We start from the raw sequence: 25,776 nt of genomic DNA, 5'->3' as shown, positions 1-25,776 counted from the left end.
ACGGCGCCCGGCCGGAGGTCACTTCCGCACCGGGCGCCGCTCGACGCCTCAACTCCCCCATGGGGGCGGGTAGTTGTTCAGCTGTTGGGAACCACCGGGTAACGCGGCGTCCCCTCCTCCATCTGCTTCAACGCGCCCTTGCGCTCACGCTTCGAGAGACGGTCGATGTACAGGTATCCGTAGAGGTGGTCGGTCTCGTGCTGGAGGCAGCGCGCGAAGTAGCCGGTGCCGCGCACCGTGATCGGGTTGCCCTTCTCGTCCCGGCCGTCGACCACCGCGTAGTCGGGGCGGGCGAGTTCGGCGTACGCGGTGGGCACGGACAGGCAGCCCTCGTTGGAGTCGTCGAGGCGGCGCTGGTCGGCCGGCAGCTCGCGCAGGACCGGGTTGCAGACGACGCCGGTGTGCCGCACGCCGTCGTCGTCCGGGCAGTCGTAGACGAAGACCTTCAGGTCCACACCGATCTGGTTGGCGGCGAGGCCCACGCCCTCGGCGGTGTGCTGGCTCGCGAACATGTCGTCGACGAGCTTCGCCAGCTCGTCGTCGAACTCGGTGACGTCCTTGCACTCCTTGTGCAGCACCGGGTTCCCGACGACGGTGATCGGCCGCGACGTGCCGCGCTCCCGGTACGCCGCCTCCCGGGCCTCACAGTCCTCGGTGTCGACGACGAACCCCTCGTCATCCACGGGAAGCACGCCGCCGTGCTGCTGATCGGTGTCCTGCTGAGCCATGACGGACGAACGCCTTCCTAGGGAAACAACGAGAGCTAAACAACGAGGTGGAACCCTTACAGGGTACTTTCAGCAACGCGGGGGTCCGGGGGCGCAGCCCCCGGGGACGGGACGGGAAGGGGCGGCGGGGGCGACCAACAAAACCCGCCCCGCACCCACCCGCGCCTAACAAACCTCTTCGAGATCCCGCCAGTCACGCGAGTCCGGCGAATCCGCCACCCACCCATCGAGCAACCCCCGCACCAGCGACGCCGGCGCAGCCACACCACACTCCCGCTCCGGCACCCACAACTGCCCATCGGTCCGATGCCCGAGCGGCCCGGGATGCCCCGGCTCACTGTGGTCGTGCGGATCGAGATGCGTACCGTCCCCCTCGTCGGACGGCATCCGCGACTCCGAACACGTCCGACACAGCAGCCGCACGGACGACGACCAGTCCTCCGCGGCGAAGCCCGCATCGGCGGCCAGCCGCTCCAGCGCGTCCCGGTCGTCCTCGGTGGCGGCCTCGAGCAGCACCACCCAGGTGGGAACCGGAGAGGGCGCCCACAGCTCGATCTCGTCGAAGACCGGGTACGAGTGCCCGGCCGACGTGGTCCGCTCGCCGTGCGGGACGCCGTCGTGCAGCACGACCTCGCCCCAGCGCCGCCCGGACGACGGCAGCGGGATGGAGAGCAGCTCGATGCGCGCGGGGTCGAGCCTGCGCCCCCACACGACCTCCGCCTCGCCCTCCGGCGAGAGCCGCACGGCGGCGCTCCCGAGGTCCATCCCGGTCGGCTCCCCGGCAGCGGCGGCGCCGCCCGGCACCTTCAGCCCGTACGCCTGCCAGGCCCTGCGCGCGAGCGGCCAGTCCTGGAGGGCGGTGGCGGCGATGCCCACGTTCCACCAGTCCGGTGCCCCGCCCTCCTTCTCGAGCAGGGCGACGGCCCGCAGGCCCGTGGTGCGGGCCTGCTCCCAGTCGTGCCGGAACTTGTGCAGCAGCGCGAGGTTGAACCAGGACTCCGACAGCCAGGGCTCCAGGTCGGCGGCGCGCGTGAGCAGCGCTCCCGCGTCCTCGTACCGGCCGTCGCCGATCAGCGTGAACGCGCGATCCGTGGCCTGCCGCCAGGAGGCGGAGGGCCGGTGCCGTCCCTTGCCGAAGATCCTCACGATTCCCGCCTGCCGATACTCGAGGCCTGGGCCCCCGGACGCCGAGTTTTCCGCGTGCCTTGCGTTGCGTGTTCTACCTTGCTTTGCATCCAACCACGTACGGTCGGACGACCGCTCATTACCCATGGGTTACCCAACCGACCCTAGGCTCAGACCGGGCGTTCCAACCACCCTGGCCAGCGCTTCCACGACCTCCGGCTGGTAGTCGCGGCCCGTGGCCAGACGCAGGTTTTCCAGGGCCCTGAGCGGCCCCTGAGGTCCCTGTTCCCTCACCATCTCGTCGTACGCGTTCGCTGTCCGCACAATCCGGGCGATGAGCGGCTGCTCGCGGTACGGGTCCGCCTGCCGCTCGACCACCACCGCCACCTGGGTGTCCACCCCGGTCTGGCGGACGACGGCGCCGCCGAGCAGGGCTATCCGACGCTGCTGGGCGGCCGGCAGCGCGGCGGTGGCGCCCTCGGCCACCGGGTCGACGAGCGAGAGCTGCCCGATGTCGTGCATCAGCGCCGCGTACTCGAGCACCGACAGGTCCGGCTGGGAGAGCCCCAGGTCGCGGCCGACGGCCCGGCTGAGCGCGGCGACCCGGCGGGCGTGCCCGTGCGGGGTGTAGCCGGCGATCTCGGTGGCGCGGGCCAGTGAGGTGATGGTCTGCCGGTACGTGGCCTTGACCACGGCGTACCGGCGGAACGCCAACTGGGTGAGCAGGAGCGGCAGGCTGATCAGGGGCAGCGCCCACAGCCCGGCGACGGCGACGGCGAGCGCCATGACGGCGCCCGTCGCGCACACGGCAGAGCCGATCCCGAGCATCGCCCGCAGCTCGTCGCGCAGCAGCGGGCCGAACGGCCAGCGCGTCCTGGCGTGCGCCATGGCGGCGGCGAGCACGGCATCGCACAGCGCGGTCAGCACCAGCAGCCCGACGATCAGCAGCGCGTAGTACGCCCCGTCCCCGAACCACTCCGCCAACACGCCTTCGTTGTAGAGCGGTTGGAAGCAGACGGCGGCGAACGCGACGGTGAGCACGCGCCGCGTCACGTGGTCGAGCGAGGCGCCCTTGCCGCGTGCCACGTGCGGTATGCAGCCGACGAGCGTGCCCGCGACGACGATCGCGACGACCTGGAGCGCGCCGTGGTGCGTGGGCCGCCCCGCGACCTCGCCGAGCAACGCGTACGCGAGCGCTCCCGCGGCCCCGAGCGGCGCGGCCTCCCGGTCCTCGGCGCCACCCCGCCGCGTCAGCTCCCCGACGGCGACGAGCACGCCAAAAGCCAGCGCATTCCCCCGCTCGACAACGCCGTGCCAAACGGTGTCCCCCACCCCCACGGAGGCAAGCACCACGGCAACCCCGAACACCCCCACGAGCAAGCCACTGAGCCGCCTCCCCGCCCCACGACGCTCGCCGACCCCCACCTCAGCCACGCCGCCCCCTCCGACATCTCCTCGCCCATCTCCCGCCCACCCGCCCCCGCCGGTGGCGTCTGCCCAACGGGGTACCTCCCCCGCCTTGGGCAATCTGCCGCTCTCCACAGCTCCCCCACCCGAGACGGCCGACCCTGCCCCCGCCTTGGGCAATCTGCCACTCTCCACGGCTCCCCCACCCGAGACGGCCGACCCTGCCCCCGCCTTGGGCAATCTGCCGCCTTGGGCGGCAGGGTGGGCAAGGCGGCCCCCGGTGCCGCGCAACGGATCCGAGGCCCCCGCGCCACGCTCCGGCCCGGCCCCCGTCACCGGGACGCCGCCGGCGGAACGGCGACGCTTTCCGCACGGGCCGGAGGCACCACCGCCTCGTCCGCCGTGACCACGGGATGCCACCCGTCCCGCTCAAGCACCCGCACCAGCGCCCCCACCATCACCGGATCGAACTGCGAACCGGCACACCTCTCCAGCTCCGTCAACGCCACCGAAACGGGCCGCGCCCGCGAATACGTACGCGTAGAGGTCATCGCGTCGAACGCGTCCGCCACCGCCACCACCCGCGCGAACTCCGGAATCTGCGCCCCCGCGAGCCCGTACGGATACCCGCTCCCGTCGAGCCGCTCATGGTGATGCAGGATCGCCGCCCGCGCCTCGTCCAGGAACGCGATCCCCCGCACCATCTCGTGCCCGTACTCGGGATGCAGCTGAATGACCTCGCGCTCCTCGGGCGTCAACGGCCCGTCCTTGCGCAACAACCGCGTGGGCACGCCGAGTTTCCCCACGTCGTGCAGGATCCCGGCGAACCGCAGCGCCTCCACCCGCTCCCCCGCCATCCCGAGCTCACGCGCGATCATCATCGACGCCTGCCCGACCCGCTCACTGTGCCCGCGCGTGTAGCCGTCCTTGATGTCGACGGCCTGCACGAGCGCCCTGATCGTGGCCTGGTGGGCCGACCACTCCCGCTGGTACTGGGCGAACACCCAGCAGGAGATGTACATCGGCAGGAGCACGAGGAGGGCGGCGAGCGGACCGTACGAGCTCGTCCACATCGTCGCCATCACCAGGCCCGCGAGCCCGTGCGCGGCCACCGGCGCGAGCATCCGCAGGAAGAGCCCGCGCCAGGCACTGCGCACCGGAACCCGCTCCGCGGTGGCGAGCACGCCCCCGTCGAGCACGGTGAGCGCGACGCAGAACGCGAGGACCGCGGCGCCGCCGGGTACGAGCGCGTACGGGAACCGGGGGTCGGCGACCGCTTCGGGCCCGCCGAGCGCGCCGAAGACCCGCGCCGCGGCCCAGGAGGCGAGGGCGAGTTGGGCCGCGCGCCACACCTTGCGCAGCCAGGCGGGCCGCCGTTCGACAGCGGTGAGCAGGGCGCCGGGCAGGGCGACGAGCGCGGCGGCGGCCGGCGGCAGCAGAAACGCCCCGGCGAGCAGCACGGGAAAGAAGGTGCCCATCCCCTTGGGCGCGCGCCGCCCGACGAGGCGGCAGCGGCCGAGCTGCTCACACCCCGCGTAGAGGAACGCGAGCAGCGCGACGCCGGGCCACGACGTGGTGGTGGAGAACGCGGGGGCGGCACAGACCGCGGCGACGCCGGCGGTCAGGAGCACATACGCACGGGCCACAGGCGGAACCGACCGCATGCCCCAACTCCCTCCCCAAGGCGTCCAGTTCAGGGAGGATAGGACGCGCGGGAAGGCGCTCGCGGCGCATCACGGGGATTGCCCGGACCTCGGGCCCCGGATTCGCACGATCGGGTGAACGGGGCCCGGTTCAGCAGGTACTTCAGGCGAGCGGGTTGCCCATGCCCTCTTCGGGCGTGACCTGGCCTGAGCGGATCACTTCGATCCGCCCCATGACCTTGGCCCGCAGGTCGGTGGGCACGTCGTCATGACCGCAGCACCGCTTGACCAGCTTCTTCACGGCCTGCTCAAGGCCGTACTTCTCCAGGCACGGGGAGCACTCCTCGAAGTGCACCTCGAACTTGGTGCAGTCACTGTCCGGCATCTCGTGATCGAGGAACTCGTAGAGATGGTCCAGGACTTCACTGCAGTCCGTCTCGTGCGGCTCTCCGCAGCTCATGAGCCCGAGCCTTTCGCTTCGTTCGCCTGACCGGCACCGGCCGGGACGAGCCCGCGGTCACGGGCGTAGTCCTCCAGCATGCCGCGCAGCTGGCGACGGCCACGGTGCAGCCGGGACATCACCGTACCGATGGGTGTTCCCATGATGTCCGCGATCTCCTTGTACGCAAAGCCCTCTACGTCCGCGAGATAGACCGCGATGCGGAATTCCTCGGGGATCGCCTGGAGGGCCCGCTTCACGTCCGAGTCGGGCAGGTGGTCGAGCGCCTGCGACTCGGCGGAGCGCAGACCGGTCGACATGTGCGACTCGGCGCGGGCCAGCTGCCAGTCCTCGATCTCCTCGGCGGCACTGCGCTGGGGCTCGCGCTGCTTCTTGCGGTACGAGTTGATGAAAGTGTTCGTGAGGATCCGGTACAGCCACGCCTTGAGGTTCGTGCCCTCACGGAACTGGTGGAACGAGGCGTACGCCTTCGCGTACGTCTCCTGCACCAGGTCCTCGGCGTCGGCCGGGTTGCGCGTCATGCGCAGGGCCGCCGAGTACATCTGGTCGAGAAATTCCAGCGCGTCCCGCTCGAAGCGCGCGTTGCGCTCATCGGTGCTCTCCCCGTTCCCGGGAGTCTCGGGGCGCTCCTCCGCGTGGCCGTGCTCGGTCCCTGCGTCGGTCCCTGTGACCGGACCCACCTCCTCAAGCGATGTCACGGAGCCAAAGGAGACCCCGCTCGAATCGGAGGATAGACGACGATCCGGTCCGCCCGCCGCCCGAACAGGAGCGGTCTTGGCCGCGCTCAGCACGCTCCACTCCAGGTCAGGAGCGGTGGCACGGCTGGGGCAAGCGACTGAACCCATGCGGCGGACTTCCTCTCGTACGAACTCTGTGCACCGACAGTCCGCACAACAGCCGTCCCGGCCTCAACATTCCCGATCACTGGACGAGTGATCCGGCCCACTTCGTGACCGCGTCGGTGATCACGGCGAGGGCCTCGTCCTGGGTGATGTCCGCGCGCTTGGGGACGGCGAAACCATGGTCCCCGTAGGGGACTTCGGTGAGTTCGTACGTACCGGACGCCGGGAACTCCGCGGGCTTGCCGAAGGGATCGTTGCCGCCCTGTACGACGAGGGTGGGCACGCCCGCGCCGAGGAGTTCCTCGGCGCGGGACTTCTCCGGCTTGCCCGGCGGGTGCAGCGGAAAGCTGAGCGCGAGCACGGCGCCGGCGCCGAGCTCCCCCGCGGTACGGCAGGCGACGCGGGCGCCGGCGCTCCTGCCTCCGGCGATCACCGGGAGTCCGGGCTTCTCCAGTGCGGGCCAGATGCCCCGCCACCCCTTGTCGAGCGCCTTCGGGGCGGGCGCGAGCTTCTTCCCCGCGACGCGCCAGGGCTGCTCCACGAGAGCGACGGTCACTCCGTGGGCGGGGAGGACGGCGGCGAGGGCCACAAGGTCGCGCGCCTCGATCCCGCCCCCGGCCCCATGACTGACGCCCAGCACCAGCTTCGGTTTCTTGGCGGGGTGCCAGGTGATGCGCGCGTCGCCGACTTCGGTGGGAATGATTTCGCTACGAGTCACGAGCGCCATTTAAGCCCCGCTCTGGGACGAGAGCCCGCGGGGTCCGGGGCAGAGCCCCGAGTCGTCCACCACGGTCGGCCGCATCAGAAGAGCGTCCCCACCTCCGGCCCCTCCAACTCCCGCACAAGCTCCGCGCCGTTGTTGCGCACATTGCTCACCGCCGTGGACACGGGATACGCCCGCATCAGCCCCTCCGGAGGAGGGGCGAGGAGGGTGCGCAGGTCATCGACGTCCGTACGGGCCGGGTCCAGCCAGTCGTCCCACCGGTCCGGCGTCAGCATCAGCGGCATCCGGGGGTGGATGTCGGCGAGGGACCCCGGCCCCTCCTTCGGCGCGACACCGAGCGGCGCGGTCTCCGCCTCCGTGGTGATCACGGAGCACGTCACCCACCAGGCCAGCGGATGCTCGTCCGGGAGCGTGCGGTCGTGCCAGAACTCGTAGATCCCGGCCATCGCGAAGACCGAGCCGTCCGCGGGCGTCACGAAGTACGGCTGCTTGCGGAGCCGCTTCTTCTTGCCCTCGACCTCCAGTTCGCGCTCGGCCGGCGCGGTCACCCACTCGTAATAGCCGTCCGCGGGCAGGATGCAGCGCCGCGTGGTGAAGGCCTTGCGGTACGAGGGCTTCTCGTGCACGGTCTCGGCCCGCGCGTTGATCATGCGGGCGCCGCCCTCAGGCGTCTTGGACCACGACGGCACCAGCCCCCACTTGAGCTTACGCAGCTGGCGAACCGGACGGGGGTCGTCGGCGTCTTTCACCGGGCGGTCGAGAACCGCGTAGACCTCTTTGGTGGGAGCCACATTGAAGTCGGCCTCATAGGCCTCCTCCGGCTCCCACTTCTCGATCTCAAAGATTCCTGCGAGATCCTCGGGCCTGCGACTCGATGCATAACGTCCGCACATACGTGCCACAGTGCCAGATGCCGACCCGCCACCGAACCCGAACGGGAGCAGCCGAAATACATGGACGCCAGCCTCTGGGACCGGATCTTCGGGACCCAGTCCGACCCCGACCAGTGGGTGACGATCGCCACGGCCGTCGTCGCGCTCGCCGCGATCGTCCCGCACAGCATCTGGCGGCTGTCCCGTAACGCCATCACGATCGCCCACGAGGGCGGCCACGGCCTGATCGCCCTGCTGATGGGCCGCCGCCTCGACGGCATCCGGCTGCACGGCGACACCAGCGGCCTCACCGTGAGCCGCGGCAAACCGACCGGCCTCGGCATGATCCTGACCGCGGCCGCCGGGTACACGGCCCCGCCGCTGCTCGGTCTCGGCGGCGCGGCGCTGCTCTCCGAGGGGCACATCACACTGCTGCTGTGGCTGGCCACGGCGCTGCTCGTGGCGATGCTCGTGATGATCAGGAACGCGTACGGGGTGCTGACCGTCGTCGTCGCCGGCGGCGCCTTCGTCCTCGTCTCCTGGCTCACGGGACCGCAGGTCCAGGCCGCCTTCGCGTACACCGTCGTCTGGTTCCTGCTGCTCGGCGGCGTACGCCCCGCCTTCGAGCTGCAGCGCAAGCGTCACAGGGGAGGCGCGGGCGACTCCGACGCCGACCAGCTCTCGCGCCTCACGCACGTACCCGCGGGAATGTGGCTGTTTTTCTTCCACGCCGTCTCACTGTGCTCACTGCTCGGCGGTGGCCGCTGGCTGCTGGGGCTGTGAGCAGGTGCCTTCCCGGGGGCCGACTAGAGTTGGGGCATGACCACGAACCCGGCCCACACCGCCCTCTGGCCCGCCCCTCTCGCGAGCGGAGCCGTCGACGCGACTGTTCAGGTGCCGGGGTCCAAATCCGTCACCAACCGGGCGCTCGTGCTCGCCGCGCTCGCCGCGGAGCCGGGCTGGCTGCGCCGCCCGCTGCGCTCCCGCGACACGCTGCTGATGGCGGCCGCGCTGCGCGAGATGGGTGTGGGCATCGAGGAAGGCGTGGGGCCCGACGGGTCCGGTGAGGCGTGGCGCGTCATCCCGTCCGGCCTTCAGGGGCCCGCCACGGTCGACGTCGGCAACGCGGGCACCGTGATGCGCTTCCTGCCGCCGGTCGCCTCGCTCGCCGACGGCCCGATCCGGTTCGACGGCGACCCCCGGTCGTACGAGCGTCCGCTGCACGGCGTGATCGACGCGCTGCGCGCGCTCGGCGCCCGGATCGACGACGAGGGACGCGGCGCGCTGCCGCTGACGGTGCACGGCGGGGGCGCCCTGGAGGGCGGCCCGGTCGAGATCGACGCCTCGTCGTCCTCCCAGTTCGTGAGCGCCCTGCTGCTGTCGGGCCCGCGTTTCAACCAGGGAGTCGAGGTCCGGCACACGGGCTCGGCGCTCCCCTCCATGCCGCACATCCGCATGACGGTCGACATGCTGCGCGCGGTCGGCGCCCAGGTCGACACCCCGGAGTCGGGCGGCGAGGCGAACGTGTGGCGGGTCACGCCCGGCGCCCTGCTCGGCCGGGACATCACCATCGAGCCGGACCTCTCGAACGCCCAGCCGTTCCTCGCCGCGGCCCTGGTCACCGGCGGCAAGGTGACGATCCCCGACTGGCCGGAGCACACCACGCAGCCCGGCGACGCGCTGCGCGACATCTTCACGCAGATGGGCGGCAGCTGTGAACTGACCGAGCGCGGGCTCGAGTTCACCGGGTCCGGGTCGATCCACGGCATCGACGTCGACCTGAGCGAGGTCGGCGAGCTGACCCCCGGCATCGCCGCGGTGGCCGCCCTGGCCGACTCCCCGTCCACCCTGCGCGGCGTCGCCCACCTTCGCCTGCACGAGACGGACCGGCTCGCCGCACTCACCAAGGAGATCAATGAGCTGGGCGGTGATGTGACGGAGACCGCCGACGGCCTGCACATCCGCCCGCGCAAGCTGCACGGCGGGATCTTCCACACGTACGACGACCACCGCATGGCCACCGCGGGCGCGATCATCGGCCTCGCGGTCAAGGACGTACAGATCGAGAACGTGGCGACCACCGCGAAGACGCTGCCGGACTTCCCCGACATGTGGGCCGCGATGCTCGGGACCGACCGGGCGTAGGGGCACACGCGATGCGCCGCTACGGCAAGCACACCGACGAGGACGACATCCGGCAGCGCCCGAACCGCAAGGGCAACCGGCCGCGGAGCAACATCCGTCCCAAGCACGAGGACGCGGCCGAGGGCATGGTCCTCACGGTCGACCGCGGCCGCCTCACGGTCCTCATCGACGACGTCCCCGTGACCGCGATGAAGGCCCGCGAGCTGGGCCGCAAGGCGGCGGTCGTGGGCGACCGGGTCTCCGTGGTCGGCGATCTGTCCGGCAAGAAGGACACCCTCGCGCGCATCGTCCGCATCGGAGGCCGCAGCTCCCTGCTGCGCCGCACGGCGGACGACGACGACCCGTACGAGCGGGTGGTCGTCGCCAATGCCGACCAGCTCGCCATCGTCACCGCGCTCGCCGACCCCGAGCCGCGCCCGCGCATGATCGACCGCTGCCTGGTCGCGGCGTTCGACGGCGGCCTCACCCCGCTCCTCGTCCTGACGAAGTCGGACCTGGCCCCGCCGGACAAGATGCTCGACCTGTACGGGGCGCTCGACATCCCGTACGTCGTCACCAGCCGCGAGGAGCTGGAGGACGGCACGGCCGTGGAGCGGGTGCGCGAGCAGCTCGACGGGAAGATCACGGCGTTCGTCGGCCACTCCGGTGTCGGAAAGACGACGCTGGTCAACGCCCTGGTGCCGAACGATCAGCGGCGTACGACGGGGCATGTCAACGCGGTGACCGGGCGCGGTCGGCACACGACGACGTCGGCGCTCGCGCTGCCGTTGTCGGGGGACGCGGGCTGGGTGATCGACACGCCCGGCGTGCGGTCGTTCGGACTGCACCACGTGGACCCGTCGCGCGTCATCAACGCTTTCCCGGACCTGGTGCCGGGCACGGAGAACTGCCCGCGCGCGTGCAGCCACGACGAGCCCGACTGCGCCCTGGACGCCTACGTGGAGGAAGGGCACGCGGATCCGGCCCGGCTGTACTCGCTGCGCCGCCTCCTCGCGACACGGGAGCGCCGGGAGGGCGACTGAGCTCGCGCTTGTTTGCTGCCGCGCCACACAGGTAAGGGCATAATCGCACCAAGCCGGACGCAAGATCACAGACATCCAGAGATCAGTGGAACGCGGGAGGCACAAGGACATGGCGTGGCTGCTGGTCGTCGTCGCGGGGATCCTGGAGACCGGATTCGCCGTCTGCCTGAAGCTCTCCCACGGCTTCACCCGGCTGTGGCCGACGATCGCGTTCGCCGCGTTCGCCCTCGGCAGTTTCGGACTCCTTACGCTTTCTCTGAAGAAGCTCGACGTGGGTCCTGCCTACGCGGTGTGGACGGGCATCGGCGCGGCCGGCACGGCGATCTACGGCATGGTCTTCCTCGGTGACATGGTCTCGGTCCTCAAGATCGTCTCGATCAGCCTGGTGATCGCGGGCGTGATCGGCCTGCAGCTGTCGGGCTCGGCGCACTGACGCGTCCGCGCTACCTCCGTACTGACGCGTCCGCACTACCTCCGCACTGAACGTCCGCGCTACCGCCGCAGGACCTCGCGCACCATCCGCGCGACGCCGCCCTCTCCCGGCGGCGCCATCACGCACGACAGCGCGAGCCGCACCGCCACCTCGCAGTCCCGCGACAGCGCCTCCATCTCGCTCTTCGCGACGCCCGGCACCCCGAGCGCGGCCACGCTCCGGTCGCGCACGGCGGCCACGAAGTCGCCGGGCGCCGGCAGCGGCCCGTCCGCTCTGCGCTGGGCCGGCACGGACGAGGAGGACGGCACGGCGGACAGCGTCGGCGCGGGCAGGCGCTCGCTCCAGCACCCGGTGAGCGCGGCCCGCACCAGCGGATTGCGCCGCGCGCTGGCGACGGTCCACTCGGCCACCCCGTCGAGCCCGCCCTCCTTCAACGCCCGGTCCACGCCCGCGAGATAGGCGTCGGCCTCTCGGCGTACGAGGGCGCGCGCGAGCCCTTCCTTGCTGCCGAACTCGTTGTAGAGGGTCTGCCGGGAGACCCCGGCGAGCGCTGCCACGTCGACCATCCGTACCCCGCCCCACGGCCGCCGACCGAGCGCCGTGTAGGCCGCTTCCAGTAGGGACTCCCGCGCTGCAGGCATCGTCGCCTCCCCGGTTCGCCGGGTTTCGTCAGGCCTGTGTGGTCAGGGTTGACGCGCTCGTACGCGGTGTCAATCCCCCTCGCCGAGCACACCGGGACCGGCGTCGGATCGGTCCCTGTAGCAGTCGGCGTACCACGATCGATACTGTTCACTCATGCCCGACTACCAAGATGATCTGCGGCTCGCCCACGTCCTCGCGGACGTCGCCGATGCCGCGACGATGGACCGGTTCAAGGCTCTCGACCTGAAGGTGGAGACCAAGCCGGACATGACTCCGGTGAGCGAGGCCGACAAGGCCGCCGAGGAGTTGATCCGCGGCAACCTCCAACGGGCACGGCCGCGTGACGCGATCTTGGGCGAGGAGTACGGGGTACAGGGCACGGGCCCGCGCCGCTGGGTCATCGACCCGATCGACGGGACCAAGAACTATGTGCGCGGCGTCCCGGTCTGGGCCACGCTGATCTCCCTGATGGAGGCCGGCGAGGGCGGTTACCAGCCGGTCGTCGGCGTCGTCTCCGCCCCCGCACTGCAGCGCCGCTGGTGGGCGGCGAAGGGAGCGGGCGCGTACACGGGCCGCAGCCTGACCTCCGCGTCGCGCATCCACGCCTCCAAGGTGGGCCGCCTGGAGGACGCCTCGTTCGCGTACTCCTCGCTGACCGGCTGGGAGGAGCAGGGCAGGCTCGACGGTTTCCTCGACCTGTCGCGCGCCGTGTGGCGCACGCGCGGCTACGGGGACTTCTGGCCGTACATGATGGTCGCCGAGGGCTCGATCGACATGTGCGCCGAACCGGAGCTCTCCCTGTGGGACATGGCGGCGCCTGCGATCGTCGTCTCCGAGGCGGGTGGCAGCTACACCGGACTCGACGGACGCCCCGGCCCGCACAGTGGCAACGCGGCGGCCTCGAACGGTCTGCTCCACGACCAACTGCTGAGCTATCTGCGCGCTTCGGTGTGAGTGCGGGGCCTGGCGCGGGTTGAGCTTCTCGCGCCCCTGAACTCGCCTCTCGCGCCCCCTTGTTGGCACTCCCTTTACCTGCAACTCTGAGAGTCCCCCCACTTGTGAACTTGTGAACCGTTTCTCGTTCCGTACGGGCCCGGTGCCACAAGTACCTCACACAGGAAGGTGGCTCCATCCATGCTCGTCCGTGACGCCATGAGCACGATGGTCCTCACCATCGGCCCCAACCACACCCTTCGCCAGGCGGCCCGGCTGATGTCCGCGCGGCACGTCGGCGCCGCCGTCGTCCTCGACCCGGACGGCATCGGCGTCGGCATTCTGACCGAGCGCGACATCCTCAACGCCCTGGGCCAGAACCAGGATCCGGACCTGGAGACCGCAGGCACCCACACCACCACGGACGTCGTCTTCGCGTCCCCGTCGTGGACCGTGGAGGAGGCCGCGGCCGCCATGGCGCACGGCGGCTTCCGGCATCTCATCGTGCTCGACGACCAGGAGCCGGTCGGCATCGTCTCGGTCCGCGACATCATCCGCCGCTGGGCCCCGGCCCGGCGCCAGGCGCCGGCGCTCACCGGGTAGGCATCCGCGACGCACACGACAAGGAGGGCCGGCCCCCCGAAGGGAGCCGGCCCTCATCGCTGTCGCACGCCTAGGCGCGCTCAGTGCTCCGCGATCAGCGCAGGTCGAACCGGTCCAGGTCCATGACCTTGCTCCACGCCGCGGCGAAGTCCTTCACGAACTTCTCCTTGGCGTCGTCGCTCGCGTACACCTCGGCGAGCGCGCGCAGCTCGGAGTTGGAGCCGAAGACCAGGTCGGCGCGGGTGCCGGTCCACTTGACCGCGCCACCGACGCGGCCCTCGAACTCGTCCTGCGCCTCGGACGTGGACTTCCACTCCGTGCCGATGTCGGTCACGTTGACGAAGAAGTCGTTCGTCAGCGTGCCGGGGCGGTCGGTGAAGACGCCGTGCTTCGAGCCGCCCGTGTTGGCGCCGAGGACGCGCAGACCGCCGACGAGGACGGTCATCTCGGGCGCGCTCAGGGTGAGCAGGTTCGCCTTGTCGGTGAGCAGGAACTCCGCCGGGAGGCGGTTGCCCTTGCCGACGTAGTTACGGAAGCCGTCGGCCTTCGGCTCCAGCGCGGAGAACGACTCGATGTCGGTCTTCTCCTGCGAGGCGTCGACACGGCCAGGCGTGAACGGCACCTCGACCTCGACGCCGCCGTCCTTGGCGGCCTTCTCGACGGCCGCGGAACCCGCGAGCACGATCAGGTCGGCCAGCGAGACCTTCTTGCCGCCGCCGGCGTTGAAGGACTCCTGGATGCCCTCGAGCGTGCGCAGCACCTGCGCGAGGTTCTCCGGGTCGTTGACCTCCCAGCCGCGCTGCGGCTCGAGGCGGACGCGGGCACCGTTGGCGCCGCCGCGCTTGTCGCCGCCGCGGAAGGAGGAGGCCGAGGCCCAGGCCGCGGACACCAGCTGCGAAATCGTGAGGTCCGAGCCGAGGATCTGCTGCTTCAGCGCGGCGATGTCGGCGGCGTCGATGACCTCGCCCTCGCGCTCCGGCAGCGGGTCCTGCCACAGCAGCTCCTCGGAGGGGACCTCCGGGCCGAGGTAGCGGACGACCGGGCCCAGGTCACGGTGCGTCAGCTTGTACCAGGCGCGGGCGAAGGCGTCCGCGAACTCCTCGGGGTTCTCGTAGAAGCGCCGCGAGATCGGCTCGTAGATCGGGTCGAACCTCAGCGAGAGGTCGGTCGTCAGCATCGTCGGCAGACGCTTCTGCGACGAGTCCTCGGGGTCCGGGATGGTCGCCTCGGCGTCCTTCGCCACCCACTGGTTGGCACCGGCCGGGGACTGCGTGAGTTCCCACTCGTACCCGAAGAGGTTCTTGAAGAACTCGTTGGACCACTTGGTCGGGGTGGAGGTCCAGGTCACCTCGAGGCCGGAGGTGATGGAGTCACGGCCCTTGCCGGAGCCGTGCCCGGACTTCCAGCCGAGGCCCATCTGCTCCATCGGGGCGCCCTCGGGCTCGGCCTCGACGAGGTCCGCGTCGCCCGCACCGTGGGTCTTGCCGAAGGTGTGGCCACCGGCGATGAGGGCGACGGTCTCCTCGTCGTTCATCGCCATGCGGCGGAACGTCTCACGGATGTCGCGGGCCGCGGCGATCGGGTCCGGGTTCCCGTTGGGACCCTCGGGGTTGACGTAGATGAGGCCCATCTGGACGGCGCCCAGCGGGTCCTCGAGGTCGCGGTCGCCGCTGTAGCGCTGGTCGTCGAGCCAGATCTGCTCGGGGCCCCAGTAGACGTCCTCGTCGGGCTCCCACACGTCCGCGCGGCCGCCGGCGAAGCCGAAGGTCTCGAAGCCCATGGTCTCCAGGGCGACATTGCCGGTGAGGATCAAGAGGTCGGCCCAGGAGATGCTCTGGCCGTACTTCTTCTTCACCGGCCACAGCAGACGGCGGGCCTTGTCGAGGTTGCCGTTGTCCGGCCAGCTGTTGAGCGGGGCGAAGCGCTGCTGGCCCGCACCGGCGCCACCGCGGCCGTCGCTGATGCGGTACGTACCGGCGGAGTGCCACGCCATACGGATCATCAGCGGGCCGTAATGGCCGAAGTCGGCCGGCCACCAGTCCTGGGAAGTGGTGAGCACCTCGGCGATGTCCCGCTTCACGGCGGGCAGGTCGAGGGACTTGAATGCCTCGGCGTAGTCGAACTCCTCACCAAGGGGGTTCGCCACGGCCGGGTTCTTCGCAAGGATCTTCAGATTGAGCCGCTCCGGCCACCACTGGCGGTTGCCACCGCCCTGCGTCGGGTGCGCGGCCCGGTCGTGCGCGACCGGACAACCGCCCGCCGCCTCCGTCTTCGGGTCCGTGACCGGCGGTGCTTCTTGATTCTCGGACATTGGGTGCCCTTCCCGAGTCGTCCTGTCGCTTGGCTATAGCCGAGCTTGATCCTACAATGGACAATGTCTAAGTCAAGGAAAGCTCCAAAGTCACATCCATTCGGGGCCAAGGTCCCCTGACTGTTAGGCTGGCCCTTATGAGTGACCTGTTGGAACGGCTGCGCGGACGTGGCTGGCGGATGACCGCGCAGCGACGCGTCGTGGCCGAGGTCCTCGACGGAGACCACGTCCACCTCACCGCTGACGAGGTGCATGCGCGCGCGACAGCGAAGCTGCCGGAGATCTCACGGGCCACCGTTTACAACACGCTGGGTGAGATGGTGTCGCTCGGCGAGGTGATCGAGGTCGCGACGGACAAGCGCGCCAAGCGCTACGACCCGAACGCGCACCGCCCGCACCAGCACCTGGTCTGCGACCTGTGCGGCCAGATCCGCGACGTGCATCCGGAGGGCAATCCCCTGACGGCCCTCCCCTCGTCGGAGCGCTTCGGCTTCACGATCTCGGACGTCGAGGTCACCTACCGGGGCCTGTGCCCGAGCTGCGCCGCGAAGGTGTAGCCCCTCACCCGGCACCCTCACCTCCGAAAGGCCCGCACCTCACGGTGCGGGCCTTTTGCGTTGCGCCCCTCGGTGCATGCGCCAACCACGCACCCCCTTCCGCAATCTGACGGGCCGTCATATTCTCGCGGTCGCCCACGAGAATCCGCCGCACCCCGGAGGGCCCATGCATCCCAAGCTCCAATCCCGCGCACTCACCAGGACTTTCGGCACCACGCACGCCCTCGGACCGCTCGACCTGACGGTCACCCCCGGCGAGTTCGTCTGCGTCGTCGGCCCCTCGGGCTGCGGGAAGTCCACCCTGCTCCGGATAGCCGCGGGCCTCACCCGCCCCTCCGGCGGCACCCTGGAGATCCGCACCGGCAGCCCCCGCCCCGCCGCGATGATCTTCCAGGACTACGGGATCTACGACTGGAAGACCGTCCTGGCCAACGTCCGCTTCGGCCTCGACATCCAGAAGACCCCGCGCAAGGAGGCGAACGCCCGCGCCCGCGACTGGCTCGCCCGCATGGGCCTTGCCGACTTCGCCGACGCCTACCCGTCCGCCCTCTCCGGCGGCATGCGCCAGCGCGTCGCGATCGCACGGGCGCTGGCGGTGGAGCCGGAGATCCTCCTCATGGACGAGCCCTTCGCGGCCCTCGACGCCCAGCTCCGCACGATCCTCCAGGACGAGCTGCTGGCACTCACGCAGACGACGCGGACCACCACGCTCTTCATCACGCACAGCCTGGAGGAGGCGATCGTCCTCGGCGACCGGGTCCTGGTGATGTCGGCCCGACCCGGCCGCGTGATCGCCGAGCGCAGGCCACCGTTCGAGCGCCCGCGCACCGGCGACATCCGCGACACCCCCGAATTCACGTCCCTGAAGGGCGAGTTGTGGGACCTGCTGCGCGGCGAGGTGCACCAGGAGGCGGTCCCGGCATGACCGCCCTCCCGTCACCCACCACCGTCCTTTCAACGAATGGGCTGCGCCCATGACCAACCTGATTCCGGCCGAGGCCACGGACGACGACCTCCTGGTCCGCGCCCCGGGACCCCAAGAGCTCCACCCCACCCGCGCCCGACGCAAACGCCGCGCCCTCGAACTCTCCCTCGCGATCGCGGTCCCCGTGGTCCTGATCCTGCTCTGGCAGCTCGCGGCCTCCCAGTCCTGGATCGACGAGCGCATCTACCCGGCGCCGTCCACGATCCTCGCCGACGGCTGGCAGCGCGCGGCCGACGGCGAACTGTGGCCGGACGTCTGGGCCACCTTGAAGCGGGTCCTCGCCGGCTACGTCATCGGCACGGTGTCGGGTTATCTCCTCGGTCTCCTCATGGGCTCGATCTCCCTGGTCCGCGCGGCCCTCGAACCCCTCCTCGACGCCCTCTACGTCGTGCCGAAGCTGGCCCTCCTGCCGATCTTCCTGAACATGTTCGGCCTGGGCGAGGGGCCGCAGATCGCACTCGTCGCGGCGACTGTCTTCTTCTTCGTATGGATCTCGACCATGGCGGCGGTCATCTCCGTCCCCACCGGCCACCGGGACGCCGGCCAGGTCTTCGGCGCGTCCCCCTGGCAGATGTTCCGGCACATCCTGCTGCCCGCCTCGCTCCCCGCCGTCCTGGTGGGCGCGCGCATCGCGGCGGGCGTCGCGGTCCTGGTCATCGTCGCTTCGGAACAGATCGCCGCGAACGACGGCCTGGGCCATCTGATCTTCGACGCCCGCGCCCTCTTCCAGAACGACGTGATGTTCGTCGGCATCGTCTGCGTGGCCGCCCTCGGCGTCCTCTTCTCCGAACTGGTGCGCCTGGCAGGCCGGTTCCTCACGCCGTGGGCCCCACGCGACCGGGGCCGCAGCCAGTCCTGACTCTTCCTCTCCCGACTCTTCCTCTCCGCCCTTGCCTGCTCTTGTGTACGGAGGCTCCATGCGCACCAGATACGTAGGTACGACCCTGCTCGCGACCGGCGCCCTGCTGCTCGGCACGACGTCCTGCGCGAAGAACGACACCCCGTCCGACGCCGCCGCGAAGCCCCGCGCGATCAAGGCGGTCGCGGGCTGCGGCAAGGGCTCCTGGACGGATCCGGCGGACCGCTCCCCCGACCGGAAGCCGGCCCGCTGCGACAAGGGCGCGCCCGCCCCGGTCGAGCTCGGCAAGCCGCGCAAGCTGACGATCGCGACGGGCACGCTGAGCGCCGAGTACGTGGCCCCGCTCGAAATGGCCGTCAAGAAGGGCGAGTTCAAGAAGGAGGGCCTGGATGTGAAGCTGAAGGTCCTCCCCACGCCCGACGCCCTCCCGCTCCTCGCCAAGGGTGAGATCGACGCGCAGTGGGCCGCCCCGGAGGCGGCGGTCATGAACGGCATCCTCGGCGGCTTCGACATCAAGTGGGTGTCCGGCAACTTCTCCCCCGACCCCAAGTCCAAGAGCGGGCTGTGGGTGCGCCTCAAGAAGGGGCAGAGCGCGTCCAAGGTCCGGATGGCGGGCAAGAAGATGGGCACGCTGATCGGCAAGGGCTCGGTCGCCTCGTACCCGATGAACATCGCCCTGAGGAAGCACGACGGCGGCCTGAGCAAGATCCAGTTCCAACAGCTCGGCTCGGCCGACGTGCTGACCGGGCTTCAGAACGGCGGGGTCGACTCGGCCTGGCTCCTCGACCCGATCTGGCGCAAGGTCGACGGCGACAAGCGCTACGCGTTCCTCGGCGGCCAGCCCCAGGGCGAGCCGCTCGGCGGCCTCCTGTACGGGCCGAACCTGCTCAGCAAGGACCCGGACGCGGGCGTCGCGTTCCTGCGCGCGTACATCCGGACCGTGAACACGTACTTCCGGGACGACTACAAGAAGGACCCCGCCTTCGTGGCCGAACTGGCCCGTCTCCTGAAGACGGACAAGAAGGTCCTGGAGGAGACGCCGTCCCTGCGGATGGACTGGGAGATCCGCTCCGGCACGACGGACCGGTTGCAGGCGGCGTACAAGGCGGCGGGGGTCTCCGAGGGCGATCCGCTGCCGGAGTCGAAGACGGTGAACAGGAAGCTGTACGAGGAGGCGGTCGGCCACAAGCCGTGAAAACGCCGAGGCCCGGATCCTTAAGGATCCGGGCCTCGGACTTTCAGTAGCGGGGACAGGATTTGAACCTGCGACCTCTGGGTTATGAGCCCAGCGAGCTACCGAGCTGCTCCACCCCGCGCCGTTGTGTTCACAACCTTACGTCATGCCCCCGACCAGCGCAAACCACTTCCCGCGGGGCCTCGGCCTCACGGGGTGCCCCCCCCCGCCGCCTCGGGTAATCCGCCGCCATCCCGCCCGCCCCGGCCGCCTTGGGCAATCTGCCGCCTGGGGCGGCAGGGTGGGCAAGGCGGCACCCCGGCGCGGGCAGCGCCTCCGATCGACCCCCACCCCGGCGCAGCCTGAGATCCCGGTGCAGCCGGATACCCCCGGTGCGGCCGAGCGCAGCGCTACGCCGACAACTCCTGCCGCAACGCATCCCGCAACCGCCCCGCCCGCTCCGCAACCTCCGCAGGTCCCAACTCGACCGCACGGGACGCCCACTTCTGCCCCTCGGCGAGGTCACCCCGCCGCGCACACAGCAACGCGAGCCGCAACGCCGCACGCCCGTGCCCCGCATCGGCCGCCCGCGTCCACCACAACGCCGCCTCCGGCTCGCTCCCCTCGCGGGCGAGCAGCAGCCCAAGGTTGAACGCTCCATTGCGCGACCCGGCCTCCGCGGCCTCCCGGTACCACCGCGCCGCCTCCACCACATCGCCCCGCGCAGCGGCCAGCATCCCGACCCGCACCTGCGCCCGACGGTGCCCGTGCTCGGCGGCCCGCTCGTACCACTCCTCGCACTCGCTCTTCTCGGTGACGGGCTCCCCCAGCTCGTGCCGAACGGCGGGCGGCCGCCGCACATCGAGCAGCGAGGCGAGCCGATACGCGGCCTCCGGGCTGCCGCCCCCGGCCGCACACCGCAGGTGCCGCTCGGCGGCCTGCTCGTCGCCCTCACGCTGCCGCGCGATACCTGCCTGCAACGCCGCCTCGGTGTGCCCACCGGCCGCGGCCCGCTCGTACCACTGCAACGCGGCCGCCTCGTCGTCCCGACTCGCGTACAGGATCCCGAGGTTGAACGCGGCGTCGACGCTCCCGGCCTCCGCGGCCTTGGAGAACCACGGCTCGGCGCCGACCGCGTCCCCGTTCTGCAGGAGCAGCACCGCCAGCGCGTTGGCCGCCTCGCGGTGACCCGCGTAGGCGGCGCGCCGGTACCAGCCCTCGGCCTGCGCGGTGCGGTGCTGCTCGGCGCAGAGCAGGCCGAGGTTGTACGCGCCGTTGTTGTCGCCCGCGTCCATGGCCGCGCGATACCAGCGCTCGGCGGTCTGCGTCTCGCCGCGCTCGGCGTGCAGGGCGCCCAGCGCGTTCGCCGCGTTGCCGTCGCCGTCCTGGGCGGCCCGCAGCCACCACACGGCGGCACTCTCCTCGTCGCCCGCGTCGCGCAGCAGGAACGCGAGGGCGCACGCGGCCCGCGCCTCACCGTCCTTGGCGGAGGTCAGGTACCAGCGTCCGGCCTCTTTCAGCTCGCCACGCTTCTCCAGGATCGAACCGAGGTGCAGCGCGGCCCGCCGGTGTCCACGCGCGGAGGCCTGCCGGTACCACTGCTCGGCCTCCTCGGCCGGGTTCTTGCCGTCGCCGGAGACGAGCACGTCGGTGCCGCCCTTCCGGTCGAGCGCGCGGGCGAGCCGGTACGCGGCCTCACGGTGTCCGCGCTCGGCGGCGACCCGCATCCAGCGCTCGGCACCGACGTCCTGGCGGTGCTCCAGAAGATCGGCGAGCGCGTAGGCGCCCAGGGTGTGACCGTGCTCGGCGGCCTGGCGCAGCCAGTACTCGGCGGCGGGCTCGTCGCCGCGCTCGCGGAAGTAACGGCCCAGGGCATGCGCGGCGGGAGCGGAGCCCGCGACGGCGGCGACACGCCACCAGCCCGCGGCCTCTTCCGCGTAGCCGCGCGTGTGGAGCAGGACTCCGAGGTTGTTGGCCGCGGCCCGGTCACCGGCACCGGTGGCAGCACGAAGAAGGGGCTCGGCTCCGTCGAGATCTCCGCGGCGCAGCAGCATGGCGCCGAGGACGCTCATCGCCTCGACGTCGCCGGCCTCCGCGGCCAGCCGCTGGCGTGCTTCTTCCGCAGCCTCGCCGGGTTCGTCCCGATCTGTCGGCTGCACAAACCGCCCTGTCTCCAACAGAGTTGCCTTGTCCCCCATAACGTCCATCGTCGCACCACCTGCAACCTGGGTACACCTCGTATACCGCAGCCAGTGAGGTCACTTCAGCGTTTTGTCGACATGCCCACAGGGAGACAAGTGAAACACAGTTTTCTCAACTCCCCCCGAGGGGAGCATCGTTCGCACATGCTTCGCACATGCCAGGGGCTCATGACAGCAGGGGCCTCGACGCACCGAAGGCCCGGAAGCCTTAGCTTCCGAGCCTTCGATCATCAGTAGCGGGGACAGGATTTGAACCTGCGACCTCTGGGTTATGAGCCCAGCGAGCTACCGAGCTGCTCCACCCCGCGCCGTTGTGTTGAAACCGTACCACGGCGCGGAGGGGTCACTTGACCGGTCAGCCGCCGGCCGCCTCCTTGTCGTCTCCGTTGCCACTGTTCTTGTCGTTCTTGTTGTCGCCTGCCGCCTTGTCGGCCTTGTTCTGCGCGTCCTCGGCGCGTTCCAAGGCGTCCTGCAGCCGGTCCTGGGCCTTGCCGTAGGCGGTCCAGTCGTTGTCCTTCAGGGCCTCCTGGCCGTCCTTGAAGGCCTCGTCGGCGTCCGCGAGCGCGTCCTTCACCGTCGAGTTCTCCGGCGTCTCGCTCGTGTCCCCGCCGGGCTTCTCCGGCTCGGCCGGTGTGTCCCCGTCCACCTGGAAGGCCTCGTTGAGCGCCTCGGACAGCGAGTCCGCGAAACCGATCTTGTTGCCGTACGAGACCGCGACCTTGCGCATGAGTGGGTACTCGGCATTGCGGCCCTGGGCGTAGATCGGCTCCACGTAGAGGAAGCCCTTGTCGAGCGGCACCGTCAGCAGATTGCCGTACAGGACCGTCGAGTCGGCGCCCTTCATATCGCGCACCCAGTTGGCCACGGAGCCCGAGGAGTTGAGCGTGTTCTGTACCTGCTCGGGTCCTGCGACCTTGTCCTCGGTGACTCTGAGGAGCCTTATGGCGCCGTAGTCCTTACTCGTCGCGTCGGCATCGACCGCCATGAAGGCTCTCAGGTTGGGCCGCCCGCTCGGCGTGAACGTCGTCGTCAGCGAGAACTGCTGGCTGGTCTGACCCGGCATCTTCATGGACAGGTAGTACGGCGGGACCGCGCTGTTGTCCTTCTTGGTCGGGTCGTTCGGCACCTGCCACGCGTCGGACGCGTTGTAGAACTGGTTCGAGTTCGTCACGTGGTAGAGGCTCAGCAGCTCACGCTGCACCTTGAACATGTCCTGCGGGTAGCGCAGGTGCTCCTTCAAGGAGGCCGGGATCGCGCTCTTGGGCTCGACCGTGCCGGGGAACGCCTTCTTCCAGGTCTTGAGGACCGGGTCCTTGTCGTCCCACGTGTAGAGCTTGACCTCGCCCGTGCCCGCATCGACGGTCGCCTTCACCGAGTTGCGGATGTAGTTGACCTGGTTCTGCTGGGCCACCACGGCGCGCTGGCTGTCCGCCTCGTTGAGCGAGTCGGCGGTGCTGTCGCCCAGCGTTGTACGGGACGCGTAGGGATAGCCGTTCGACGTCGTGTAGGCGTCGATGACCCACTTGATCTTGCCGTTCACGACCGTCGGATACGGGTCCCCGTCGATCGTCAGCCACGGCGCGACGGCCTCGACGCGCTCCTTGGGAGTGCGGTTGTAGAGGATCCGCGAGCCCTCACCGATGGCCCCCGAGTAGAGGATCTGCGGCTCGCTGAAGGCGACGGCGTACGCGGCGCGGTTGAGCGGGTTCGCCAGATTGACGCCGCCCTTGCCCTTGTAGCTGGTCGTCTTCTGCGTGCCGTCGTCCTGCTCGTAGTCCAGCTCCTTCTGCGGCCCACCGACGATCGAGTACTGCGAGGTCTTCTCGCCGTAGTAGATGCGCTGGTTGTAGTCGCCGAGGTCGCCGGTGGTCGGCAGGCCCGACTCGGTGAACTGCGGGGCGCCACCGGAGGTCGCCGTGCCCTTCGCCGTCACGGCACCGAAGCCGTGCGTGTAGACGAAGTGGTCGTTGATCCAGTTGCGCTTGTCGAGCTTGCTCAGGTTCAGCTCGCGCAGGCCGACCACGGTGTCCTGGCCGTTGTAGCGGTCCACGTCCAGCGTCGTCGGGAACTGGTAGTACTTCCGCTGCTGCTCGAGCTGCTGGAAGGTCGGCGAGACGATGTTCGGGTCGTTGAGCCGGTAGCTGGCCGCCGAGTCGGACTCCGTCCGCTGCTTCGCGGCGTCGTCCGAACCCTTGCCCTTGTAGTCCACGGGCTTGGCCTTGTCGATGCCGTACGCCTTACGGGTCGCCTCGATGTTCTTCTTGATGTACGGGGCTTCCTTGGACTGCTCGTTCGGCTGGACCTGGAACTTCTGGACGATGGCCGGGTACAGGCCGCCGATCAGGATCGCCGAGAGCACCATCAGGCCGAAGCCGATGACCGGCAGCTGCCAGGTGCGCCGCCACAGGGTCGCGAAGAAGAGGATCGCGCAGATGACGGCGATGCAGAACAGGATCGTCTTCGCCGGCAGATACGCGTTGGCGTCGACGTACCTGAGGCCCGTCCAGTTGTCCGTCGCCTTGAAGTCGCTCTGCTTCACCGCGAGCCCGTACCGGTCGAGCCAGTACGCGACCGCCTTCAGGGCGACGAACACGCCCAGCAGGACGGAGAGGTGACCCGTCGCCGCGGCCGTGGCCCGCGCGCCCGGGCTGGTGATCCGCAGGCCGCCGTACAGGTAGTGCGTCAGCGCCGCGGCGACCAGGCCGATGACGGCTGCCGCGAACCCGAAGCCGAGCAGGAAGCGGTACCAGGGCAGATCGAACGCGTAGAAGGACACGTCCATGTGGAACTGCGGGTCCTTCTGGTTGAACGGCACGCCGTTCACGAACATCAGCCACGTACGCCACTGGCTGGCGGCCGAGGCTCCCGCGATCAGACCCACAAGGGCGGTGATGCCGACGAGCAGCCACCGCTTGAAGGGCGCGATGCCCATCCGGTAGCGATCGAGGCTCTGCTGCTCCATCGACATGGCGCTCAGCGGCGGGCGCAACCGGTGCGCCAGCCAGACGTTCACGCCGACGGCGAGCGCCATCAGCAGTCCGAAGACGAAGAAGAGCCCGATCTTCGTCCACAGCTGAGTCGTGAAGACGGACGAGAACTTGACCGAGCGGTACCAGAGCCAGTCGGTCCAGAATCCGGCGAACATGACGAAGGCCATGCCGAGCACGGCCAGGACGCCCAGCGTCAACAACAGCGTTCGGGCACGCCGGGAGGGTCGGCCGACTCTGATCCGCGGTCCCGTCGGGCCCCCGCCGCGGTCCGGCATCTGGAAAGCCAAGGTGTGCACCTCGAAGTTCGGTATTCGGTCGGTCGGTCGGGCCCCCGAGAAAGCGGACCCATCACCTATGCAACTTACTCACGCTTTACTCAGTTCCCGCTTCGGGGGACGAACGAGGCAGGATTGTGACCATGTCCAACACTCCCATGGCAGCGAGCCCCCTCACCCGAGCCGTACTCGAGATCGATGAGTACGCCGCTGGGCTTGGCTGGGACCAGCCCGCTCGCCTCTTCGCCCTCGTCGACACCGCCGCGCTGCGCGCCCAGGAACCCGCTCTCGCCGCCCAGCTCGGGCTCGAGGGCGAGCAGGAGGCCCCGGGCCTCACCCCGATCGAGCAGGACGAGATCCCTGCCGGAAAGCCGCTGGACGAGTTCCTCGGCACCATCGCGTGGCCCGACGCCGTCGTGGGCTGCGCCCTGACGGTCGAGCGCCTCATGCTGCCGCCGTCGGCGGAGGCGTCCGTCCCGGAGGGCCTCAGCGACGCGAAGCTCACGAAGTGGGTGGCCGAGCACCCGGACCGCCAGGAGGTCCGTATGACGGTCGGCGTGCTGCGCGACGGCACCCGCGACTCGGCGCTGCGGCTGCGCGAGAAGGACGCGACGACGGAGGTCCTCACGGGCTCGAACCTCGTACCGGGTCTCGCGGAGGCCCTGTCGGTGACGTTCGCCGACTGACGTTTTCTTCGTCGACGTAGAGGGGCGGGCCCCCCGGTTGGGGGGGGGGGCCCCCCCGGAGTGGGGTGGGTGGGCCGGGGTGGGCCCAGGGGGGGGGGGGGGGGGGGTGGGGCCGGGCCCCGGGGGGGGGGGGGGGGGGGGGCCGGGGCCCGCCCCCCC

Annotated in this window: 23 protein-coding genes and 2 tRNA genes; 11 read left to right on the top strand and 14 right to left on the bottom strand. The window is 70.3% G+C overall.

All coding sequences use genetic code 11. The features are described 5' to 3' along the window. Positions 1-77: 77 nt before the first annotated feature. The 8 genes from def to ACYSUO_RS31820 all read right to left on the bottom strand — a co-directional run bounded on the left by def (position 78) and on the right by ACYSUO_RS31820 (position 7,822). On the bottom strand, positions 78-728 hold the full coding sequence (gene def / locus ACYSUO_RS31855) for a peptide deformylase (RefSeq protein WP_461779681.1): 651 nt from the start codon (positions 726-728) through the stop codon (positions 78-80). Between the two features lie 165 nt (positions 729-893). Next, entirely contained in the window at positions 894-1,874 is a 981-nt protein-coding gene (locus tag ACYSUO_RS31850; protein WP_461779680.1) for a tetratricopeptide repeat protein, read from the bottom strand. Positions 1,875-2,003: 129 nt separating this feature from the next. After that, complete coding sequence (locus tag ACYSUO_RS31845) at positions 2,004-3,233, bottom strand: HD-GYP domain-containing protein (RefSeq protein WP_461779731.1); 1,230 nt, start codon at positions 3,231-3,233, stop codon at positions 2,004-2,006. A 359-nt stretch (positions 3,234-3,592) separates the two neighbouring features. Beyond that, the gene (locus ACYSUO_RS31840; protein WP_461779679.1) at positions 3,593-4,924 is read right to left on the bottom strand and encodes an HD-GYP domain-containing protein; all 1,332 of its coding nucleotides are present in this window, start codon (positions 4,922-4,924) and stop codon (positions 3,593-3,595) included. 142 nt (positions 4,925-5,066) lie between these two features. Beyond that, positions 5,067-5,363 (bottom strand): mycothiol system anti-sigma-R factor, encoded by a 297-nt coding sequence (gene rsrA / locus ACYSUO_RS31835; protein ID WP_266713907.1) that lies wholly within the window; start codon positions 5,361-5,363, stop codon positions 5,067-5,069. Next, positions 5,360-6,043, bottom strand: a complete 684-nt coding sequence (sigR, locus tag ACYSUO_RS31830) for an RNA polymerase sigma factor SigR (RefSeq protein WP_461779730.1) — start codon at positions 6,041-6,043, stop codon at positions 5,360-5,362. Before sigR ends, rsrA begins: the two co-directional genes overlap by 4 nt. A gap of 241 nt (positions 6,044-6,284) precedes the next feature. Then, positions 6,285-6,923 carry an alpha/beta hydrolase family protein gene (locus tag ACYSUO_RS31825; protein WP_461779678.1) on the bottom strand — a complete coding sequence of 213 codons (639 nt, stop codon included), beginning with the start codon at positions 6,921-6,923 and terminating at the stop codon, positions 6,285-6,287. An 83-nt stretch (positions 6,924-7,006) separates the two neighbouring features. After that, the gene (locus ACYSUO_RS31820) at positions 7,007-7,822 is read right to left on the bottom strand and encodes an SOS response-associated peptidase (RefSeq protein WP_461779677.1); all 816 of its coding nucleotides are present in this window, start codon (positions 7,820-7,822) and stop codon (positions 7,007-7,009) included. A gap of 60 nt (positions 7,823-7,882) precedes the next feature. On the opposite strand from ACYSUO_RS31820, the gene ACYSUO_RS31815 reads away from it, so the two are divergent. The 4 genes from ACYSUO_RS31815 (at position 7,883) to ACYSUO_RS31800 (ending at position 11,401) form a co-directional block, all read left to right on the top strand. Next, positions 7,883-8,584: a M50 family metallopeptidase gene (locus ACYSUO_RS31815; protein WP_461779676.1), complete on the top strand. Its 702-nt coding sequence runs from the start codon at positions 7,883-7,885 to the stop codon at positions 8,582-8,584. 36 nt (positions 8,585-8,620) lie between these two features. Then, the gene (gene aroA, locus ACYSUO_RS31810; protein WP_461779675.1) at positions 8,621-9,946 is read left to right on the top strand and encodes a 3-phosphoshikimate 1-carboxyvinyltransferase; all 1,326 of its coding nucleotides are present in this window, start codon (positions 8,621-8,623) and stop codon (positions 9,944-9,946) included. Positions 9,947-9,957: 11 nt separating this feature from the next. Further along, positions 9,958-10,968: a ribosome small subunit-dependent GTPase A gene (rsgA, locus tag ACYSUO_RS31805; RefSeq protein ID WP_461779674.1), complete on the top strand. Its 1,011-nt coding sequence runs from the start codon at positions 9,958-9,960 to the stop codon at positions 10,966-10,968. Between the two features lie 109 nt (positions 10,969-11,077). Continuing rightward, positions 11,078-11,401: a DMT family transporter gene (locus ACYSUO_RS31800; protein ID WP_426901168.1), complete on the top strand. Its 324-nt coding sequence runs from the start codon at positions 11,078-11,080 to the stop codon at positions 11,399-11,401. A 59-nt stretch (positions 11,402-11,460) separates the two neighbouring features. On the opposite strand, the gene ACYSUO_RS31795 is transcribed toward ACYSUO_RS31800, so the two are convergent. Next, complete coding sequence (locus tag ACYSUO_RS31795; RefSeq protein WP_461779673.1) at positions 11,461-12,042, bottom strand: TetR/AcrR family transcriptional regulator; 582 nt, start codon at positions 12,040-12,042, stop codon at positions 11,461-11,463. A gap of 154 nt (positions 12,043-12,196) precedes the next feature. Here ACYSUO_RS31795 and hisN point away from each other — a divergent pair, with 154 nt between their 5' ends. Continuing rightward, entirely contained in the window at positions 12,197-12,997 is an 801-nt protein-coding gene (gene hisN, locus ACYSUO_RS31790; RefSeq protein WP_461779672.1) for a histidinol-phosphatase, read from the top strand. Between the two features lie 180 nt (positions 12,998-13,177). Beyond that, positions 13,178-13,579, top strand: a complete 402-nt coding sequence (locus ACYSUO_RS31785; protein ID WP_461779671.1) for a CBS domain-containing protein — start codon at positions 13,178-13,180, stop codon at positions 13,577-13,579. A 94-nt stretch (positions 13,580-13,673) separates the two neighbouring features. On the opposite strand, the gene katG is transcribed toward ACYSUO_RS31785, so the two are convergent. Further along, entirely contained in the window at positions 13,674-15,890 is a 2,217-nt protein-coding gene (katG, locus tag ACYSUO_RS31780) for a catalase/peroxidase HPI (RefSeq protein WP_461779670.1), read from the bottom strand. Between the two features lie 137 nt (positions 15,891-16,027). Between katG and ACYSUO_RS31775 the strand changes: the two genes are divergently transcribed. The 4 genes from ACYSUO_RS31775 to ACYSUO_RS31760 all read left to right on the top strand — a co-directional run bounded on the left by ACYSUO_RS31775 (position 16,028) and on the right by ACYSUO_RS31760 (position 19,486). Further along, complete coding sequence (locus tag ACYSUO_RS31775) at positions 16,028-16,447, top strand: Fur family transcriptional regulator (RefSeq protein WP_461779669.1); 420 nt, start codon at positions 16,028-16,030, stop codon at positions 16,445-16,447. Positions 16,448-16,613: 166 nt separating this feature from the next. Then, the gene (locus ACYSUO_RS31770; protein ID WP_461779668.1) at positions 16,614-17,372 is read left to right on the top strand and encodes an ABC transporter ATP-binding protein; all 759 of its coding nucleotides are present in this window, start codon (positions 16,614-16,616) and stop codon (positions 17,370-17,372) included. Between the two features lie 49 nt (positions 17,373-17,421). Then, positions 17,422-18,291 carry an ABC transporter permease gene (locus tag ACYSUO_RS31765; RefSeq protein ID WP_461779667.1) on the top strand — a complete coding sequence of 290 codons (870 nt, stop codon included), beginning with the start codon at positions 17,422-17,424 and terminating at the stop codon, positions 18,289-18,291. A gap of 58 nt (positions 18,292-18,349) precedes the next feature. After that, the gene (locus tag ACYSUO_RS31760) at positions 18,350-19,486 is read left to right on the top strand and encodes an ABC transporter substrate-binding protein (RefSeq protein ID WP_461779666.1); all 1,137 of its coding nucleotides are present in this window, start codon (positions 18,350-18,352) and stop codon (positions 19,484-19,486) included. A gap of 47 nt (positions 19,487-19,533) precedes the next feature. Here ACYSUO_RS31760 and ACYSUO_RS31755 read toward each other — a convergent pair. From ACYSUO_RS31755 to ACYSUO_RS31740, 4 genes are all read right to left on the bottom strand, one after another. Beyond that, positions 19,534-19,607 (bottom strand) — tRNA-Met (locus ACYSUO_RS31755). 268 nt (positions 19,608-19,875) lie between these two features. Then, a complete protein-coding gene (locus ACYSUO_RS31750) occupies positions 19,876-21,672 on the bottom strand; it encodes a tetratricopeptide repeat protein (protein WP_461779665.1) in 1,797 nt (598 codons plus the stop codon). A gap of 228 nt (positions 21,673-21,900) precedes the next feature. Beyond that, a tRNA-Met gene (locus ACYSUO_RS31745) sits at positions 21,901-21,974 on the bottom strand. 47 nt (positions 21,975-22,021) lie between these two features. Then, positions 22,022-24,931, bottom strand: a complete 2,910-nt coding sequence (locus tag ACYSUO_RS31740) for a UPF0182 family membrane protein (RefSeq protein ID WP_461779729.1) — start codon at positions 24,929-24,931, stop codon at positions 22,022-22,024. Between the two features lie 143 nt (positions 24,932-25,074). Here ACYSUO_RS31740 and ACYSUO_RS31735 point away from each other — a divergent pair, with 143 nt between their 5' ends. Further along, positions 25,075-25,617 (top strand): PPA1309 family protein, encoded by a 543-nt coding sequence (locus tag ACYSUO_RS31735; protein WP_426901186.1) that lies wholly within the window; start codon positions 25,075-25,077, stop codon positions 25,615-25,617. Positions 25,618-25,776: the final 159 nt, after the last annotated feature.

This window comes from Streptomyces sp. UC4497, assembly GCF_054871485.1.
The sequence above is the reverse complement of the archived record's forward strand: the minus strand, read 5'-3'. Positions and strand labels throughout refer to the sequence as shown.